This is a genomic window from Colwellia sp. Bg11-28 (assembly GCF_002836245.1).
GTDB classification, from domain to species: Bacteria; Pseudomonadota; Gammaproteobacteria; order Enterobacterales; family Alteromonadaceae; genus Colwellia; species Colwellia psychrerythraea_A.
This window is the reverse complement of record NZ_PJBA01000018.1, coordinates 364,345-384,204: the sequence shown is the minus strand read 5'-3', so window position 1 is coordinate 384,204 and position 19,860 is coordinate 364,345. Positions and strand designations below refer to the sequence as shown.

At 39.0% G+C, this 19,860-nt stretch carries 16 protein-coding genes; 4 read left to right on the top strand and 12 right to left on the bottom strand.

Annotated features, from left to right (window positions below; translation table 11 throughout):
- Window positions 1–117: 117 nt before the first annotated feature.
- The 9 genes from CXF79_RS19000 to CXF79_RS18960 all read right to left on the bottom strand — a co-directional run bounded on the left by CXF79_RS19000 (window position 118) and on the right by CXF79_RS18960 (window position 9,588).
- Window positions 118–1,746, bottom strand: coding sequence for a nitrite reductase (locus CXF79_RS19000; protein WP_101157188.1), 1,629 nt, complete (start codon window positions 1,744–1,746; stop codon window positions 118–120).
- Between the two features lie 292 nt (window positions 1,747–2,038).
- The gene (cobA, locus tag CXF79_RS18995) at window positions 2,039–2,917 is read right to left on the bottom strand and encodes a uroporphyrinogen-III C-methyltransferase (RefSeq protein WP_011044959.1); all 879 of its coding nucleotides are present in this window, start codon (window positions 2,915–2,917) and stop codon (window positions 2,039–2,041) included.
- A gap of 137 nt (window positions 2,918–3,054) precedes the next feature.
- On the bottom strand, window positions 3,055–4,287 hold the full coding sequence (gene nirJ / locus CXF79_RS18990) for a heme d1 biosynthesis radical SAM protein NirJ (RefSeq protein WP_011044958.1): 1,233 nt from the start codon (window positions 4,285–4,287) through the stop codon (window positions 3,055–3,057).
- A gap of 369 nt (window positions 4,288–4,656) precedes the next feature.
- Window positions 4,657–5,208, bottom strand: a complete 552-nt coding sequence (gene ahbB / locus CXF79_RS18985) for a siroheme decarboxylase subunit beta (RefSeq protein WP_011044957.1) — start codon at window positions 5,206–5,208, stop codon at window positions 4,657–4,659.
- A gap of 89 nt (window positions 5,209–5,297) precedes the next feature.
- A complete protein-coding gene (locus tag CXF79_RS18980; protein WP_101157186.1) occupies window positions 5,298–5,810 on the bottom strand; it encodes an Lrp/AsnC family transcriptional regulator in 513 nt (170 codons plus the stop codon).
- On the bottom strand, window positions 5,803–6,921 hold the full coding sequence (ahbB, locus tag CXF79_RS18975) for a siroheme decarboxylase subunit beta (protein WP_101157184.1): 1,119 nt from the start codon (window positions 6,919–6,921) through the stop codon (window positions 5,803–5,805). Before ahbB (CXF79_RS18975) ends, CXF79_RS18980 begins: the two co-directional genes overlap by 8 nt.
- A 2-nt stretch (window positions 6,922–6,923) precedes the next feature.
- Entirely contained in the window at window positions 6,924–8,165 is a 1,242-nt protein-coding gene (locus tag CXF79_RS18970) for a cytochrome D1 domain-containing protein (RefSeq protein WP_101157182.1), read from the bottom strand.
- 121 nt (window positions 8,166–8,286) lie between these two features.
- Window positions 8,287–8,670, bottom strand: coding sequence for a c-type cytochrome (locus CXF79_RS18965; RefSeq protein WP_101157180.1), 384 nt, complete (start codon window positions 8,668–8,670; stop codon window positions 8,287–8,289).
- Window positions 8,671–9,021: 351 nt separating this feature from the next.
- Entirely contained in the window at window positions 9,022–9,588 is a 567-nt protein-coding gene (locus CXF79_RS18960) for a bacteriohemerythrin (RefSeq protein ID WP_011044952.1), read from the bottom strand.
- Between the two features lie 399 nt (window positions 9,589–9,987).
- Between CXF79_RS18960 and CXF79_RS18955 the strand changes: the two genes are divergently transcribed.
- The 4 genes from CXF79_RS18955 to CXF79_RS18940 all read left to right on the top strand — a co-directional run bounded on the left by CXF79_RS18955 (window position 9,988) and on the right by CXF79_RS18940 (window position 15,271).
- Window positions 9,988–11,616: a cytochrome D1 domain-containing protein gene (locus CXF79_RS18955; protein ID WP_101157178.1), complete on the top strand. Its 1,629-nt coding sequence runs from the start codon at window positions 9,988–9,990 to the stop codon at window positions 11,614–11,616.
- Window positions 11,617–11,907: 291 nt separating this feature from the next.
- Window positions 11,908–13,719: a NapC/NirT family cytochrome c gene (locus CXF79_RS18950; protein WP_101157176.1), complete on the top strand. Its 1,812-nt coding sequence runs from the start codon at window positions 11,908–11,910 to the stop codon at window positions 13,717–13,719.
- Between the two features lie 471 nt (window positions 13,720–14,190).
- The gene (locus CXF79_RS18945) at window positions 14,191–14,604 is read left to right on the top strand and encodes a VF530 family DNA-binding protein (RefSeq protein ID WP_101157174.1); all 414 of its coding nucleotides are present in this window, start codon (window positions 14,191–14,193) and stop codon (window positions 14,602–14,604) included.
- A gap of 34 nt (window positions 14,605–14,638) precedes the next feature.
- On the top strand, window positions 14,639–15,271 hold the full coding sequence (locus tag CXF79_RS18940; protein ID WP_041737136.1) for an alpha-ketoglutarate-dependent dioxygenase AlkB family protein: 633 nt from the start codon (window positions 14,639–14,641) through the stop codon (window positions 15,269–15,271).
- A 40-nt stretch (window positions 15,272–15,311) separates the two neighbouring features.
- Here CXF79_RS18940 and CXF79_RS18935 read toward each other — a convergent pair whose 3' ends face one another.
- The 3 genes from CXF79_RS18935 to CXF79_RS18925 all read right to left on the bottom strand — a co-directional run bounded on the left by CXF79_RS18935 (window position 15,312) and on the right by CXF79_RS18925 (window position 19,745).
- The gene (locus CXF79_RS18935; RefSeq protein WP_101157172.1) at window positions 15,312–15,887 is read right to left on the bottom strand and encodes a hypothetical protein; all 576 of its coding nucleotides are present in this window, start codon (window positions 15,885–15,887) and stop codon (window positions 15,312–15,314) included.
- Window positions 15,888–16,126: 239 nt separating this feature from the next.
- Window positions 16,127–17,464 carry a multifunctional CCA addition/repair protein gene (locus CXF79_RS18930; RefSeq protein ID WP_101157170.1) on the bottom strand — a complete coding sequence of 446 codons (1,338 nt, stop codon included), beginning with the start codon at window positions 17,462–17,464 and terminating at the stop codon, window positions 16,127–16,129.
- A 118-nt stretch (window positions 17,465–17,582) separates the two neighbouring features.
- Complete coding sequence (locus CXF79_RS18925) at window positions 17,583–19,745, bottom strand: TonB-dependent receptor (protein ID WP_101158245.1); 2,163 nt, start codon at window positions 19,743–19,745, stop codon at window positions 17,583–17,585.
- Window positions 19,746–19,860 lie beyond the last annotated feature (115 nt).

Sequence of the window (19,860 nt, the reverse complement as noted above, 5' to 3'; positions counted from 1 at the left end):
TCCAATAACATTACACAAGGCCTACCGATTGGGGGATTATTAGTCGGCATAAAAAAGCCCGTAACATTTGATGTCACAGGCTGTTAAATAGAGAGTTATTTGCTGGGCTAGGCAATATTAATGACTTGTGCCTCGTTCATAATTAATTTTGTTGTAAACATTGTATTTACCTGACGGTTTTTTCATTGGCATACGTTTTACTATTTCCAATGTTTGGGCATCGTACACAATGAGTTCACCCTCCATATCCCACACGCTTAACAGTACGAATTTACCATCTTTAGTAAACTCAACATGAGCGGCATTTTTACCAGGTGATGGTGATAAGGTCTTCACTATTTTCAATGTACTCTTGTCAATAACATGTACTTTGTCATTGTTCGGACCAAAAAAGACGTCGGTCCATGCATAACGTGACTTGCTGTGGCTGCGCATAAAGAAACCTGGGCCTTCAGTTTTAATCTCTTTAATGATGTTCCAGTTCTCCATATCGATAACGGTAATTTTACCTTCTTTGATATTGGGGGAAGCAAATACTTCTTTACCTTGATAATTCCAGGTTATACCTGAGCCTAAATGTGGCATACCAGTTAAACCGATAGAGGCAATTTTCTTTTTAGTGTCTAGGTTAATTACTTGACCATTGTGGCTGTTACGCGCAGTACCAATTAAATTAATGTAATCAGGGTCGAAGAAAAAGTCATTCAAGTAATCGTCAGTTTTTATACGGCGAACTGGGAATTGCTCACTTTTTTTAGATAAGTCGGCCTTCCAACCTTCCGCTTTGGCTTCTACTCTATAGTCATGTGCCCAACCTTTATATACTTCAACGCCACCCTCATCACTGTAAGGGATTTCCCAGACTTCTTTTACGTCTTTTAAGGCGACGATAAAGCTGTGACGTGGTGGTGCATTATAAACGGCGCTGACGCGTGAGCTATTGCCGTTACTGTCTTTGGCGTTAATCACTTTAAGGGGGGATAGGTCAGCGGTATTGAGTATCACAACATTGTTGGGCAAGTAATTACCAACAATTAGATACTGACCGTCATTTGAGATAGCGATGTTGCGGGTATTAATCGCAGCGCGAACTTCACTGACGGTTTTGCGATTGTAAATATCGTATTTACTGATCCAACCATCGCGCGAGGCAAAAAATACAAAGCGACCGTCAGGTGAATATTTTGGCCCACCATGTAAAGCAAAGCGAGTTTTAAAGCGATCTAAGCGTTCAAAGGTATCGCCGTTCAATAAGGTGGCACTGTGGTCACCTAACTCAACAACAATAAATAAATTCATTAAATCAGCGTCAAATTGTGCTTCATTGGGTAATTTACTTTGGTCAAAATGTTGTACTTTTGACGCGTTAATATCAGCAACGGTCCAGCTAAGTGAGGCTTTTGATGGCGTATAAATATAGTTTGCTAAGCTGGCTATTTCAGCCTTAGTCAACGTTTTATTGAAAGCGGGCATTTGCGTCGCAGCACGACCGGTATTGATAACCTTAATTGCTTTGTTTTTTCGAAAACGGGCAAGATTTTCTGGTAATAATGCAGGCCCCATAGCGCCTAATCGATCAACGCCATGACAGCTTTGACAATTGTCTTGATAAAGTTTTTTGGCTGCAACTTTCTCTGCTGCTGACATTGTGGTCTTTTTGGCTGGCGCTGAGTTGGCAGTATTGACGGCAAAAAAACTACATAAAAGGGCGATAGAAAGCGACATTAGAAAAGGATGTTTAGTCATGGGGTAACCTTGTTTTCTTGATATTTAGCCAATGGATCTCAGATCAGGCACTTCGGAGATGACGGCGGGAAGACTGGTCGAGTTAAGCTATCTTCCAAACTTTCCAATTGTCATGCTCGTAGTATCTTAATCGAGGATCCAGTTTTTCAAGCTATGGACGCAGGATAATTACTCCCGCATTACCTAATAAGGTACTTCCTGTACCGTCTGTGTCTACTAAGTAGCATCCATGCCACGTCCGATTAGTAACCTCGGAAATGACGACTGTTAGCTGGCAGTTATTTAGTCTTACTTAAGCTATTTTAATTGCTTGTGGTTGAACATAGTCATTAGCATCTAAAAAACCAGGGGTTTTTAATTGTTGTTCAGTTAGCTGATTTACTACATCACCAATAACAATAAGTGTTGGTGGGGTAATGTTGTGTTTTTCAACAAGCTCCGCCAAGTTACCGATAGTACCGCGATAGGTTTTTTGTTCAGGCTGTGTGCCTTTGCGAATTAATGCCGCTGGCGTATTAATATCTCGGCCATGCTCAACAAGTTTTTCTGCAATTTTAGATAAGGTATTAATGCCCATGTAAAACACAACCGTTTGGGTTGGACAACATAAACTCTGCCATGGCAAATTAAGCTGACCATTGTTTTGAATATGACCAGTAATAAATGTACAACCTTGCGCAACACCGCGATGTGTTAACGGAATACCTGCATACGTTGTACAGCCAGAAGCGGCGGTAATACCTGGGCAAATATGACAACTTACACCATGTTGCAACATGTATTCTGCTTCTTCACCACCACGACCAAAAATGAACGGGTCGCCACCTTTCAGGCGTAATACTCTTTTACCTAAGCGCGCTTCGTGTACTAAAATTTCGTTAATTTTATCTTGTGGTACACAATGTTTAGCTTGCTCTTTACCCACGTAAAATCGTTCACAATTATCAGGCAATAGCGCTAATATTTCATCACTTACTAATCGGTCATAAATTGCGATTTCAGCTTGCTCAATAAAGCGCATTGCACGAATAGTTAGTAATTCAGCATCACCAGGGCCAGAGCCAACTAGGGCAACTTCGCCTTGATTTAATACTGATTTCCCTCTCGCTGATATTTTATCGTTATCTGCTGAGATTAGGCTGTTTGGTTGATTTGCTGATGGTGTATTCATGCTCTCGCCTTATTGCACTTGAGCCTATTTTCAGGACAGGCTCGGTTGCTTAATTAGTTTCTTTAGTTTTGTATCATTAAGAATTAGTTAGCTACGTGTTGCTAAGTTTTCTTTAATAATTAGTGTACTTACTACGGTTAGACTTCAACAAATTGAATCGGATTTTCTGTGTTAGTTAACTCGTCGGCAAACTTTGATGGCGACGGGATAAAACCAATTTCATCGTCATCTAGATAACAGCCAGGATCTTCAGCCCAAGCATCACCCGATTGAGCGAAAGCACGCGTTCGCGTATTACCACCACAAATAGCTAAGTGTTCACAACTTGCACAACGTCCTTTTACTGGGCGTGGTGTTTGTCTAAAACCTAACATTAACGGGTCTTGAGTATCACGCCAAACATCAGAGAATTTTTCAGTGGTTACATTGCCGATAGGGTGATTCCACCAGTAAGTATCAGGGTGAATTGTGCCGGTGTTATCAATGTTAGCTACGTTAATACCACTAGAATTACCGCCCCAATTGATTAAACGTTGCTTTAAATTAGCAATAGCTTCTGGATACTCTTCAGCAAATTGTTTGCTTGCCCATTGTAATAAAAATGGACCATCTGCATCATTGTTGCCGGTAACAAAATCAGTTTCTATGCCTTGGTTAATATGTGTCCAAGCGCGTTCATAAAGAAGCTCCATAGCGTCTTTAGTCATTTTGAACATGGCGTCATTTTCAGCGGTGCGTTTGCCACGGCCTGAATAGTTAAGGTGAGATAAATAGAATTTATCAACGCTATTTTCTTCCATTAAATTCAACATGGCAGGTAAGTCTTTGAAGTTTTCGCGCGTTAAACATAAACGCATACCTACTTTAATACCGGCATCTTTACATAACTTAATGGCATGCATTGAGGTTTTAAAACTGCCTTTTTGTCGACGGAATTCATCGTGGAACTCTTCTAAGCCATCAATGCTGATACCAACATATTGATATTCTGCGGCTTTAATGGCTTCAATGTTGTCTTCATTAATTAAAGTGCCATTGGTAGACAGTGCAAGGTAAAAACCTTTTTGCTTAGCGTATTCAGTAATTTCATAGATATCAGGGCGTAATAAAGGCTCGCCACCTGACAAAATTAATACGGGTACATGAGCAACTTTTAAATCATCTATCGTGGTTTTAACTTGTTCAGTTGATAGTTCGTCTTTAAAGTCGATATCAAGAGAGGTTGAATAACAGTGCTTACATTGCAAGTTGCAACGACGGATCAGGTTCCATATAACCACAGGACCCTTCATTTTACGTGATGCTTTAACGGGCTTAAGTTCAGCCATGTCGTCATGAAGTGTTTTTAATAATTGTGAAATTCTAAACATAATATTATACCAATTCTATTAAATTTATTCCCAGCTCTGAGCTACTATTAGCGAGCTTAGAATAAGTGAAATTGATTAAATATAGTTATTCTATATTTCACCAATTTTGCGATGTTATCAGTTTGCTAATAAGCTCCCGAAGGGCGAGTACCTAATAAAAGGCAAAGACTTATATACAGCGTTATTTATTTTGATAAGGGAATAACCATTATCTTTAATTAAAGCCTTGCCTCTAAACCTTTTAATTCTCGCTGAGCGGGAAATAACTTAATAGGCTTGGTATTACATACCTTGTTTTTCGGCGTTGCTCTTTATACGATTAATGTAATCTGGATATAAGTCAGTTATACCTTTGGTATTACGCTACTATTACTTTTTTAATCGCAAACCTGTTTTTTTCAGTATTGCTGTGCTGGTTAACATATCATTACTTTTGGTAATAATGTCTTGACTTGAATCATGGTTGCGGGTGACCAAGACCTCTTTTAACAATTCTTTGATCTGGCCCCGATACTTGGCTATTGATTCTTCTGTTTTTCCATGCACCATGGCGAATAAGTTGTAATTCCAGTCAGGTAAAAAGCGAGGTCTTAAATAACAATGACTAACAAAAGGTAATCGGCCAACAGCATCGCCAAATTTTTCAGCTTGCTCATCATCAATATCCCATACGGTCATTCCGTTAAATTGATAACCTAATTTATAGTGATTAGGTACAGCGGCAATGCGTCTGATAATGCCACGTTCCTGCATGCTTTTGGTCAGGCTAAGTACTTGCTCAACACTAAGGTTCATTTGCTCTGCAATCGCGTGATAAGGCTCCTGAATAATAGGCAAACCATTTTGGGTTAATAAAATGTATTGTCTTTCTTGATCGCTAAGTTTTTCTTGCGTTATTTTTTCTTGAGTGACTGTAGACATAATGTAAACTCTTTTGTATGTGGCGTTTGGACTCAGTAATTAACAAGCTTCGCTGCTATTTTTTAACGAGTAATCGATTAAACGGGTAGTTATACTGGTAGGTATAAACTCACATAGAACTCTTTTAGTTTCGGTACGTTGAGCACCTTTAAACCGGTTTTTATTTCAATGGCTTGTACTACTTGCTCAATTTCTTCAGCCGACTCAGTGGCGATAACAAACCACATATTAAAATCATGATCTCGGCGGTAATTATGGGCTATTTGCTCAAAACTATTCACTTGCTCGGTAACAAAGTCAAAATCAGCTTCAGGTACTGCTAAAGCTGCTAGGGTAAAAGCGCCACCTAGACTAGCTGCATCAAACATGGGGCCAAAACGGGTTAGTACTTTTTCACTGCGCAATTTTGTTAAGCATGCAATTACGGCTTGTTCTGTACTTGATATTTCTTCGGCAATTTGTGCAAAAGGGCGCTCACAAACAGGTAAGCCATGCTGTAGTAGGTTGATTAATTGTTTCTCTAGCGCAGAAAGTTCAACAGTTTGGCATTTTCGGCTTTTGCTTATACTTTCGGTCTTAAGTGGACTGCTGCTATTATCCATGGGCTTGTCCTTGTTTTTTCATGTCGTTGTTATTTTCTGTTTTACCCGCACTTATATTGTTGGTTTTCGCCTTACTGCTGTTTGTTTTAAAATAACGAGCACCATGTTGTTTATAAGCTTTGAAGCTAAACAGCACATCTTTTTCAATAGACTCAAGGCCAAGCTGCTCGGTGATTTGGCTTATTTGCTGTAAAACTAAGCTTCTATCCGTGCCATGAATCATGCAGAACAAGTTATAAGGCCAATCAGGTAGGCGTCGAGGGCGCTGGTAACATAGTGATACCGGAGCACATTCTGCTAATTTCAGGGCAATGGCATCCATGTTTTCATTCGGAATATTCCAAACAACCATGGCATTGGCGTCATAGCCTAACTTTCTGTGCTTAATGACTAAGCCAAAGCGACGGATCAAACCTTCTTCTTGCCAAAGCGAGATTTGCATCAGCACTTGTTGTTCTGTTAACGCGAGTTGCTGGGCAATTGCTTGGTAAGGGAATAAATGCGTTGGTAAGCCTTTCTCAATGGCTCGACGTAAGGCTGTTTTTTCAATGTCAGTTAAGCTGGTTGTGTCATTACTATCAAAAGTAACAGGTCTATTTTCTTGATTGGAAGTGCGGCTTTCCACACCCGTAACATTAATACTGAACGCTAGGTCAATATGATAGGAGGCTTCCATGGGTAAGACTAAAACAGGTAAACCTGTGAGTAATTCAATGTTTACTATGGTGCTATTGAGTGCCACCATGTCGCTGGCCGTTACTACAAACCATAAATTGTAAACATGCTCCCTGCCGTAGTTATGATTCACTTGGTCAAATTGGTTAACAATGCCGGCAATTTTATCAAGATCTTTTGCTGGCACCGCAAGGGCAGCTAATGTGCTAGCGCCTGCTTTTTTATGATCAAATACAGGTCCAACACGTGATAACACTTCTTGGCTGTTTAGATCATCAATGGCTTGAAATACTTCCAACTCATTCGTAACGATATTAACGTCAGCCAGCTGCTCAGCAATCGTTTTATAAGGCTGGCTGGTAAGTGGAAAACCCTTTTGGCTATTATTAATAATGTCTTGCTGTAATTGACTAATGGTTGCGGTTTCTTTAGTCATGATTATAAGCCTATTTGGTGTGCGCGACTGGTAAAGAAAATACCGCTCGGGCTTGATGATTTTAGTGTTTTTTGTAACGTTTGAGTTTTGGTGTCGTATATCTGAATTTCATTGCTATCGCGTACTGACATCCATACGTGTTCACCACGTGGCGTAAATTCCATATGCAAAACAGCAGGACCAGGCGTTAAGGTTTTTACTAGCTCAAAAGTTTCGGTATTAAATATCTGAATGGTGTTGTTGTCAGGGTGAGCAAAGTTAACCCATATTTGTCGGTTATCAGGCTGCGCCATAACAAATATTGGTTGGCTATGCGCAGGTATTGCAGTTACTTGTTCCCATGTTTTAGTGTTTACTACTAAGACTTCATGTCGACCCACTGCAGGCATAAAAGCGTAGTCGCCAGCGATTGCCCAACCTTCTAAATGCGGCATCTTGTACACGGGTAATTTCTGTTGGCCTTTACCGTAATTTGGTAAAATGCGTTTAACACCTTTTTCTATATGCCATAAGTCAACGAGCGCCATGCCGTCTTCACCAAATAAACCTGCTATATAATAGCGACCATCAGGGCTAATTAAGGCGTCATAAGGAAATAGGCCAATATCCGTAAACTTGGTTAATTTAGGCGTTTTATCTTGCTCAATCGTTGAGAAGTCGGCAATCCAAATTTCATGACTATCAAATAAGCTAAAAACAAATTTGTTGTTTGGCGCATCCACTAAGCCAACTACTTTAGAACGTACAGGACTACCATCTTTATTTTTTGGTTTAGTGGTTAAAATAGAGCTGTCGATTGTGGCAACCAATTCAAGGGTTTCACTATTAAATACTTTTACGCCGCCAGGTGTGTAGTTTGAAACGGCAACTAATTTACCATCTTGGCTGATTGCGCCGCCAATGCTATTACCTGACTGCATTACGCGTTTAGCAATTTTGTCTTTAAGAATATCTATTTTTGTTAACCCACCATCACGGCCAAAAACATAGGCGTAGCGTTGGTCACGTGAATAAACAATAGAGGCGTGAGATAAATCACCTAGACCATCGATTTCTGCTAACACTTCTTGATGGGTATGGTTAACAATTTGCACTTGGCCAGTGGCGCGTTCAATAACAACCCCCATATCCCCTGTTGCGCGAATTGGTGCTTGAGCTGTTTCATTAGACGTTTGACTAGCGCAAGCGACAATCACGCTAGACAGTATTGCAATGCTCGCTAGTTTTAATAAAGATGTGTTCATCAGTTATCCTTTCATGGTGCTTTTATTAGTGCTAAAAGTCTTTGCTGTTATATTTGGTAAAAGTGTTTTTGGTTTTGAGTATTAGTTTTTAATACATTGCATTAGCTATTACATAGTTGATTTATTGTTTAGCTACTTTTCCCGCTTTTAATTGTTGAGAAATCCACAATGCCTCTTGTTCGGTTAATAGCGGCTTCCATGGCGGCATTGCCGTGCCAGTTCGGCCATATAAAATAGTATGCTGTAAAAACGGTACTGATTTTCCTTCAAGATTTTCGGGTAATAACGCGGGGCCTAACCCCCCTTTTAAGGTCATACCATGGCAAGAGCCACAATCTTGTTTAACGATATGAGTAAGTTGATCTTTGCGTGCTTGAGATAACTCTTTTTCACTGGTGATATCGTTAGCTGCAACAGCAGCTGCAACAGCAGCTGTAACACAGGTAAGGCTTAATAAATGAGTAGCGAGAGCTAAGCCGCTTAAGGTGATTTTGATAGAACTCATTTTATTTCCACTGTGCTTTTTAAGTTGTCTTAACCTTATAACGCTTAGGAAATTAGTTTTTTGTCAAAGATCATACTTTACTGATGAAGTGCGAGGCTTTTTTGATTTAAATCACTTTATGCGGAATTATACCCATGATACTTCAAAATTCGATTTTCAGGATACCTGTGCAATTCATGATTGAGGTTCATATTTTTATTAAGGGTTGCTCCCTTTAATAGAGGGGTAAAGTGGATGTTTACTAATTTTCACTGAATTTGAACTCATTCAGTCGATTTGGTATTTATCAAAAAAAAGAGCTTCTAGGAAGCTCTTTTTTGTGTTCGTCTGTGAAAGGCGTGTGATTAAGTGTTAATGGATACCTTTACTATGTAAGTGTGCAGAATACTGTTTATCAGTACCATTTATGTGATTTATTAACCAATCAGTTAAGAAGCTAGCAATTTCTTCAAGCGCATCATGGCCTTTGTCATTGTATAGCTGTACAAATTTTTCAACTTGCTCAATCATCACTTTATGCTGCGCTTTATGAGCGATTAAATCAGGATAATCGTTGTCTTCCATCATCTTTTCTTCACGCTCAAAATGATACTTGGTATAGCTAATTAATTCGTTTAATGCTTCTTTTTCAAACGACTCACTCATGGCGTAGTCATAAGCGATACTGAAATTATTTAATAAACTAATTAGTTTTTTATGATCATCATCTATATGTGCAATACCAACGCTGTACTCTTCGCGCCATTGTACTTGCTTTGGATTAGACTTTTTCTTGTAAAGAACAGGAATGAGTAATAATACTGCAATGAGAATCCAAGAAATGGGGTTCGCCATACTTGATAAGAAACCTAAAAAGATGGCAACAATAATTAAGCCGATGATAGCCGCATAAATAAATGACTTAGTGCGATTCTCCATGAAAATACCCCTAAAAAAAATATGGTTAAATGATTAGTAACGTTGACTGAATAGTAGCGCTTAATACTGATGAACAAGTAGTTTTTTTATAATTCAATGCGCAATTTATTGACCTTGATCAACTTGTGTATTCATTAAAAGTTATTTTTTTTTAAACTTGATCTGAATCACATTTTCAAAAGTGGATATAGCTGATAGTGCTGATAGTAATATTTCGTTACATAAATGACGCATCAACGTTTTACACATTATTTACAGATTATGAGTAAACAAAATTTCCTGAAGATGCCTTTTTTATCAGGATTTCAGTCGATTGGTTCTTAATAGTTCCGATCTACTAAATAAAAACGACTAACAAGTTAAACAAAAATATAATTTTTAATATCTGGAGAGTACCCAATGAAAACAGTAAAATATGGTCTTTCAGCACTTGGACTTGCAATAGGTATGGCTGCTACTGGTGTTAGTATGTCAGTATCAGCGGCAGAACCAACTTTAGCTGAAGCTGATTATGAAAAAGCAAAACTACAATACTTCCAACGCTGTGCTGGTTGTCATGGTACTTTGCGTAAAGGCGCTACAGGCAAAAACTTAGAGCCAAAAAGCACAATGAAAAAAGGCCAAAAGCGTCTAGAGAAAATTATCGCTTTAGGTACTGAAGGCGGCATGAACAACTTCGATGATTTGTTCACTAAGAAAGAAATTGCCAACATGGCAACGTTCATTCAAATGGAACCACCTGTTCCACCAGAAATGTCTTTAGAGCAAATGCGTTCACATACTAAAGAATATGTTGCTCCGAAAGATTACCCAACTAAACCAATGCACGGTTTAAACTGGAAAAACTTCTTTGTTGTTATCGAACGTGACGCAGGTACTGCGGCAATTATCGATGGCGATACTAAAAAAATCATCACTCATATCGATACAGGTTACGCAGTACATGTAATCAAAGGTACTGAGCATCATAAAGTTGACCATGCAAAAGATGTTGGTCGTTTTTGGTACACCATTGGTCGTGACGGTAAAGTTAACAAAATCGATTTATGGCAAACACCTGACAAAATGTTAGTTGCTGAAACTAAAATGGCTTATGACGCTCGTGATATCGCTGTTTCTGGTGACGGAAAATACGTAATTGCTGGTGGTTACTGGCCTGCGCATTTCGTTATTATGGATGCTGTAACGTTAAACCCACTTAAAGTTGTCTCTACTCGTGGTTACAATACTAAAGGTGAATTCATCAATGAAGCACGTGTAGCTGCAATTTACACTTCGCCTCTAACGTCTTCATTCATCGTTGCTGTTAAAGAAACTGGTCAAATGTTACAAGTTGATTATACCGACTTAGAGAACTTAACCATTACTTCGATTGCTTCTTCTGAATTTTTACATGATGGTTTCTTTGACCCATCAGGTCGTTACTTCCAAATAGCAGCAAATGCTTCAAACCAAATGGTTGTTGTTGATACTGTAGAACGTAAGTTAGAAGCGATTATCGATGTTGAAAGCCTTCCACATCCTGGTCCAGGCGCTAACTGGATTGATAAAAAATGTGGCCCTGTTGGCGGTACAACTCATTTAGGTATGGGACTTGTATCTGTATGGGGTAACGATCCAATCGGTCACCCTGCAGAAGCGTGGAAACTTTGTTATGAAGTTGAAACAGATGGTGCTGGTGCATTTATCCGTACTCACGAAACTTCACAATACGTTTGGGCTGATCAACTTAAGCACCCTGAACCAGAAGTTCAACAGTCAGTGCAAGTATTTGATAAAGATACTCATGAAATTGTTAAAACTATCCGTGTAACAACTGAGCCAGGTAAAGCGGCTTTACACATGGAATTTAACAACGATGGCTCTGAAGTTTGGGTTTCAGTTTGGAACCGTAAAGATGCTAAAAACCCAACAGGTGAAATTGTTGTTTATGATGCAAAAACTCTTAAAGAGTTATACCGCATTAAAGGCTTAACAACGCCTACTGGTAAGTTTAACGTTCATAACCGTATGAACCATAAGACTTAGGTAATTATCTTACCTTTATAGGTAAGCGTTACTAAATATGAATAGGGCATGGCTGATGCCATGCCCTTTTTATTTTCATTTAACTTGTTATTCAGATCATGGTTGATAAGTAAGTAAATAAGTGAAAATAAAAAGGGTTGTAATAATTACCTTAAAATTATTACTACGCCTTATAAGCATTGTGACTTCCTTGTTTAAATGAATAGGAAGGCAATGGATAATAATTTCCCTCAACTTTATTGTTAATGGGAAGAGAGCTGAACTTATTAAGAGTCAATTCAAGAGTCAATTATGGCAAATAACACTTTCTTAAAACCAAGTTTTTGGTCACGCCGATTAATCCTCGGCACTACTGTCTCAGGCGCTGTTATCTTCTTTATCGTAGGTATTGTCTTCTGGGGTGGTTTCAATACTGCCATGGAAGCAACGAATACCACCGAGTTTTGTATCGGTTGTCACGAAATGGAAGCCAACGTTTACCAAGAATATAAACCATCAATACATTTTTCTAACCGTACCGGCGTAAGAGCTGGCTGTCCTGACTGTCACGTTCCTAAACCTTGGATACATAAAGTCGTTCGTAAAATTCAAGCGTCAAAAGAAGTTTTTTCTTGGTTAACAGGCAAGCTTGATACCAAAGAAAAATTTAATGAGCACAGATTTGAATTAGCGCAAAGTGTTTGGCATGCCATGAAGTCAACTGACTCGAGAGAGTGTCGTAACTGTCACAATTTTGAATCTATGAATCCTGAATTCCAAAAGCCACGTGCACGTAAACAACATTTAAATGCTTTTGAAACAGGACAAACCTGTATCGATTGTCATAAAGGTATTGCGCATCATAACGTACGTGACAAGCTTTCTGATGAAGAATTAGAAAAGCTAGAAGCGCCAAATCCAGACTATATTCGTGAAGTACCACAAGCTTATCGCGAAGGTTTAGCACGTGTAGAAGCGAAAGAAGCTGCAGCTGCTGCGAAAGTCAAAGAAGAAAAAATGGCTGAAAAAGCAAAAACTGAACAGAAAATAGCCTCTGCTGTTGAAGAAGCATTAGCTAATGCTGGTTCTAGCAAAGCGACTACAAGTAAATCATCGAAAGGGTCTGTAAGTGCTGCACCTAGTGCAAGTAATATTAATGTTGATTGGGGTAAAGCAAGCTCGAAAGATATTGGTGTTTTCTATCCTGGTACAGCGTCTATTGAATGGATCCTAGGTCGTAAGCATGGTGGTAAACGTGCCTTTACTAAAGGCGACCGTTGTATTGAATGTCATGGTGAAGAGATAGCGGATATTGGTAACAATATCGTTACTGGTGAAAGTGAGAAGAAACTAGAACCTAATGTTATCCCTGGAAAACGTGGCCATATCGATGTAACGATTGATTCAACGTACGATGCTGAAAATCTATATTTGAGATTTAGTTGGGCTGATGGTGAACATGCAGCTGTTCCATTTGTTGATGGCGGTAAAATGGACCCAGAAAACCCAATGAAATTAGCCTTTATGCTAGCAACTGATGATGTTGAATACGCAGATAGAGCAGGCTGTTGGGGTACGTGTCATGCCGATGCTAACTCTATGCCGTTTGCACCAGATGCTGATACATTGAAAGGTAGTGATTTAGCTAAGCGTCTTAAGTTCGATACGGGTTCAGGTACAGGTGTTACTAAGTATCTTAAAGAATCGCGTACTAAGTTAGAGCTTAAAGGACGTGGCGGTAAAGCGCTAGGTGGTTGGGATAAACTGAAAGATCAAAGCGACATTGATGCGGCACAAAAGTCTAATCAATTTATGGATGTTATTCGCTATAAATCAGGCACCAAAGAAGTAGAAGATGGTCAGATTTTAGCAGAACGCGACATGCATAAAGGCGTTGGCGCAGCTGTTGAAGCTTCACTTAAAAATGGTACTTGGTCGGTAGTTGTTAAGCGTAAGCTTAAATCTGACAAAGCGGGTGATGTGAGTATTGAAGCAGGTAAAGTATATAACTTTGGCTTTGCAATACATGACGATTACTCAAGCGCTCGTTATCACCATGTTTCATTTGGTTATAAACTAGCACTTGATAATACTGATGCAGAACTTAATGCTACTAAGCAGTAAATCAATTTAATGATGACTTAATTACTTTGGTAACTAAAGTAGTTAAATACAAGCCCCTTGTCTTACTTGAGAAAGTAAACAAGGGGCTTTTTTGTTTATACCCAAATGAACTCAAAAAGTGGATTTCAGGACAACAGAGTGAGCCATATACAAGACGCATCTTTTTGTTAATGGTTGTTTCCTTAAAAAAGGATGCAACGAAGTAGATGGTTTTCTTCGTTGTCCCCGTAGGGTTGGTTTAGAAATGTTTTATGCTTCGTTATTGGTTTTGATAAGGGAATAACCATTCTCTTCAATCAATGCCTTGCCTAAAGACGTTTCTAATTCCAACTGAAACCTGCATTTTGAATTCACTTGGGTATATATTAAAAGGGATTAACCATGACATCACTCTAGCAAGTGGTATAATTGGTTCATTCGCTGCTGTCAACTCATAGTACAGTTGCCACTTTAGGCCGTTTAGGAATAATAATGACCAATAAAGACATTTATAAGAATAACCCACTACATGGCACTAGCCTTGAAACTGTATTAACAACCTTAGTTGACCATTACGGTTTTGAAATTTTAGCCGCTTACATGAACTTAAATTGTTTTAAGCAAAATGCCAGTATTGAATCGAGTTTAAAGTTTTTGAAGAAAACCCAGTGGGCGCAAGAAAAGGTTGAAGCTTTTTATATGTATCAATATAACAGCTTACCTAAGGCGGACGATGCAAACTTTGAATTGCCACCACGTGACCGTATTGTGCCATCAGGGTTAGAGCAAAGACCACCGAAAGAACTAAGTCTTGACGATGCTGAAGAGTTAAGAATTAAACAAGCTAAGAAAACGCGTGAGCGTGCTGCAGCTGCAACTTCTTCTAATCCTTGGGGCAGTAGATAATCGTTAACCCGCGTTAAGGCTATTTTATTTAATCATGGACTTATTTTCTTCTTTGCTCGATGAGCCGATTAACATTTTGCCAAATGATGGTGTGGTTAATTACTATGGCGAAATCATGCCTCTTAGTGAGAGCAGTTATTACTTTGAGCGATTATTTAACACTATTGCATGGCGTAACGATCAAGCCTTAGTGTTTGGTAAGATCATCGAAACGAAAAGAAAAGTCGCTTGGTGCGCAGATACGATTGACGGTAAACCTTTTGCCTATAGTTATTCTGGCGTGACCAGATATTCGATCCCGTTTACTGAAGAGTTACTTACACTCAAAAAACTAGTTGAACAGCATAGTCATGAAACCTATAACTCGTGTTTGTTAAACCTTTATCATTCAGGTGAAGAGGGTATGGCATGGCACAGTGATGGTGAAGCAGATTTAAAAGAACAAGGTGCTATTGCTTCATTAAGCTTTGGCGTGGAGCGAAAGTTTGCTTTTAAGCATAAATGTTCAAAAGAAGTTGTTGCCTTACAGCTTAAACCAGGCAGTTTGTTAGTGATGAAAGGCACTACGCAGCAGCATTGGTTACATCGCTTGCCTCCGACAAAAAAAGTCTCTGAACCCAGGATAAACCTCACCTTTAGAACCATAGATAAACCGGAACTTAAGTAAATCTTTGTTCTTTAAGTGCTAAATTTCATGTAGCAGATAGCTAAGCACTAAGGTGCACATAAGAAGACGTACTTGGCATCATAAGACTGTTGTAAGCATCAAGTTGTTTATTGACCAATGGTTGACTAGCTGCACTGTTGATAGCTTCATTGGTGCGGGTAACTGAACTTGCTGGTAATGAGTCAATCCCTTCATAAGCTGCGCTAACTCTCGGTAATTGACCTACACCTTCTCTTACTGTTTGGTGTAATTGATATAATTCAGCATAAGTAGTTGTTAATGCTGATACCGCACTGCTATTTTCACCCAATTGAGTCGTAGTTGCTGTAGCATCGCCATCGGTACTTGTTTGTAAGTAGACATCAAAAAGTTTCTGCTGTTGTTGATAGTATGACTGCATCAAATCAATGTCTTTGGCTGTTTGGTAATTTGATTTCACATTTTCAACTTGCTCAGCTATTTTGTCATCAGCACCTTGCTGTATCGTGTTCTTTTGTTCAGGTGTTAAAACACCAGTAAAGTCTGGTCTTGGCTCTGGTTGAGGCCAACTAGGCTTAATAGCTTGAATGGTGAACGTTGCTGTTGAGTTATTTGAAGACGCTATTTGCATTGTCATATTAATCACCTTGCTGAATTAACTTGATATTACCCAAACCAGACCCTGATTTGATATGAATATGATAGTTAAAGTGGTGCTAATAAGTTGTTGTCGTTTGTAAATGTCTTGCAATAAATTGTTGTTTGTATTTTATACAGACTGTTTGTTATAGCTGTATTTTCACCATCTTTATAAGGCTGTTCAGCGAATATTCTCACTAAACAACACAGAACTTTAGATTGAAAGGCGTATTTTCTTTATTGCGGTGTAGGGTTTAAATGCGCGAAATCGGCTTTAATATTTGCAATAACGCTGAGCCTTTCTTTTGCCATTGCTTCTTTTATAGCAAGACCCTGTAAGCCTTTTTCTAAAAAGGGTTGGGCTGTTACTTTTCTAGCTGCTTTGACTGCTGCTTGTAGATATTGCTCTTGTGGGTAGGCACGGTTTTCAAAACCTAAACGACCTAAAAAGTCAGATTTACACGCCATTAAAAATAAATCAAATTCTTCTGGTTTGCGCCAAATATCGAGCTGGTTAAACATTTTCAATAAGGTGCTGGCTTTAAGTTCAAAAGCTTTATGACAATGTAAATGAAATTCGCACACTTTCAAAGCAAGTTGTTTGTAATGTGAAGGTACTTTCAGCTGTCCACAGATTCGCTCAACTAAGGGTAAACCCGACGTTTCATGTCCTTTGTGGCTAGGCCATAATTTATCAGAGGTAACACCCTTACCTAAATCGTGGCATAAGGCAGCAAAACGTACTGCAGTTCTATGGTCACTGTGCTCATCAGGTATGGCTTGTGTTAACAACACCGCTTGTTGTAATACCATCATGGTATGTATGCCACTGCATATTTCAGGATGCCAAAGCGCGGGGTTTGGAATGCCCCACAAAACGGCCAGTTCAGGCCATAATTCTTCTAAGGCATTACATTGCTGTAGTACTTCAAAGAAGACTTCAGGGTTACCTGAATTAGTGTCAGAATTAGCACCACCGTCAGCCAAGCTTAATTGCATTTCTTGCCATACTCGCTCAGGCGTTAAACATTTTAGCTCGCCACTAGCACTTATTTCTTGCATTAAAGTAAGCGTTTCATCGGCAATGGTAAAACCATACTTATGATAACGTGCGGCAAAACGTGCGACGCGAAGAACACGTAAAGGATCTTCAATAAATGCATCACTGACATGGCGTAATATACGATCGTTAAGATCGTTTTGGCCGTTGTAGGGATCAATTATTTTACCGTTGTGGTCCATTGCCATGGCATTAACGGTGAGATCGCGTCTAAGTAAGTCTTGTTCAATAGTAACATCTGGGGCGAAGTAGCAGCTAAAACCAGTATAACCTTGACCTTGTTTACGTTCGGTACGGGCTAAGGCATACTCCGCTTTTGTTTTGGGGTGTAAAAAAACAGGGAAATCTTTGCCTACTTGATGATAACCAAGCTTTATCATTTGCTCAACACTGGCACCAACGACTAAATAATCTTCATCTTTTATTGGGCGATTGAGTAACTTGTCGCGTACCGCACCACCGACTAAGTAACTGTTAAGTTCGCTATTTTTAATTTCAGGTTTGCTGGTTAACAAAGTACGACCAAAATGAAGAGAATGTTAAATAAAGTGTATCATAAGATAAGCATAAGTTCAGAGATTGTCCGTTTGGCAAAGCAGCAGAAATTGCTGCTTTGCCAAAAATCATAGGTGTTTAGAATTGATAATTAACGCCCATATTCACTGTGGTTCCTAAGCCTTTGATGTTGTAACCACCGTAAGTGTAACCTTGTGATTTTGTCGGGTAGTAATCTTGGTTAAATAAATTTTCAACGCCAATAAATGCTGACCAATCGCTTGCGAAATTATAATTACCGCTTAGATTAACAACCTGATAGCTATCAATAGGGCCTTGATCTCCCACATATTTGCCATCAACCTGTTCAAAGCGTTTACGATCGCCAACATATAAATAATTGATCGCTACGCTGATATCGCTATTAGGATTCCAGTTTACATTTACTGTCGCTTTAGGTGGACTGATCTGCTTTGCTCCTAAATAAACGTCAGCTTCAGTATTTTTGCCTTCTACCCAACTATAGGTAGCATTTACGGCCCAAGCATCGTCAATGTTATAATTAATCAACGCTTCGTAGCCATAGATTTCTTGTGGTGCGCGTACTGGCATATAGACACCCGTAGTTGCATTAAATTTATTGGTTGTTCCTAGCTCAGAGGTACTAAAATAAGTCGCAAATTCAAAATGCACTTGTTCAAAATCAGAACTGAAACCTAATTCATAATTATCGATGATTGAAGCTTCAGTACGAATAAGTGAAATATCGGTTACTGTTGCTGTTCGTAATAATCGACCGGTATCAGAAATATCAGCGCCTTGTGAGTAACTAACAAAAGGACTAAATAATGGCAGCGCATTATATTTGATTCCAATATTGTAGGTGGTCGCTTTATAATTTAAGGTATCTCCAGTGACGTCGACGGGAACAGAGCATTGTTCAGCACTCTTACATAACTTAAGCGTACTGTAATCATTTACCGTTAAATCAATATCTTCTTGTCTGATACCTAACTTAATAACAAGGTCATTATTATAAATTAACTTGGTTTGCAAGAAACCGGCGAGGTTTTCCATATCCATTTCTGGCACCCAAACTCTGCCATCCACCATAGATTGAGAAGTGACATCATTAAGGGCATCTATGCCGTAAATGAAGGTGGCTTCAAGTGAGTCACCATTATCAAAACTGAAATCAACCAGTGTATTAAATGTTACCCGTAGACCCTTTTTATCTGAATTTATTAATGATTGTCCGCCGGCATAACCAGCATCAGGATTAGCGAGTACTGGCGAGTAAAAGAAAGTATTGTCTACTTCTTGGCTGTAAAGGTCGACCATCAACTGTGTTTGTTTGAATACTTCATCATCAACATATTTAAGCATCATATTATGGTTGCTTGGGCCCTGCGGTTCACCTAAGACAGTTTGGCCTTCGGGTACAGGTATAGCTTGCGTTTTTTCGCCGGTATTAATATTGCCAACTTGATCGATTAAATCGACATCTTGCTTCGATTCATAATAGTTATAAGTGAACTGTAATGATTTTTCATCGTCAAAATGATAGCCCACTTTAGCAAAGTAATCTTGCATCACCGCATCAGATAGACCGTATTTCAAACCTAAAATATCGCCGTCAGCATCGCGTTGTAAGCCATTTTCTTCGTAGCTGGCATTGAGAACATAATCGAAGTTATTTATCTCTCCATTGATACCAGCTTCATAACGCTGACCTATTGAATCTTCTGTTTCCACGGCACTAAAGCGACTAGAGATACTGGCATGGCCGCTTAGTGCTTTATCACTATTCGCTTTTTTAGTGATGTAATTAATGATACCGCCTGCAGCACCATTACCATAAATGGAAGTGGCACCTTTAATTACTTCAATACGTTCAATGACGCTGGCGTCGAGTGTTCTGATACCTAATGAGCCATTACGTAATGGTGTAGATTGCGGTACACCGTCAATCATCACTAATGGAGAACGCCCTCGAAGCGTTTGCCCTGAATTACTCGATGAACCTGTACTTGGTGCCATGCCAGGGACAAGGTTCGCTAATAAGCTTTGAATTTCTGAGGAAACTTTTAGCTGTGCGGCAATTTGCTTTTGGGTGATTATGGTTATTGAAGCAGGTACTTCATCTATATTTTCTGCAATACGACTACCGGTAACGATAATTCGCTCAATGTCTTGTTCTTTAGACTTTTGTTGGGTCTGATTTGGTTCTGATTTATTTTCTTGGCTGAGTGCTTGGCCGCTGATAATAAATGCCAATAGAGTAAAGGATGTTTTTAACACCATGTATTCCTTCTAAGTATTATTGATAGTAATTAACTAACTACATCTTAATGATAATTGTTATTATTTGCAATTAAATGTTACGCAATTGCTCTAAATTTAGTTACTCTTTGAC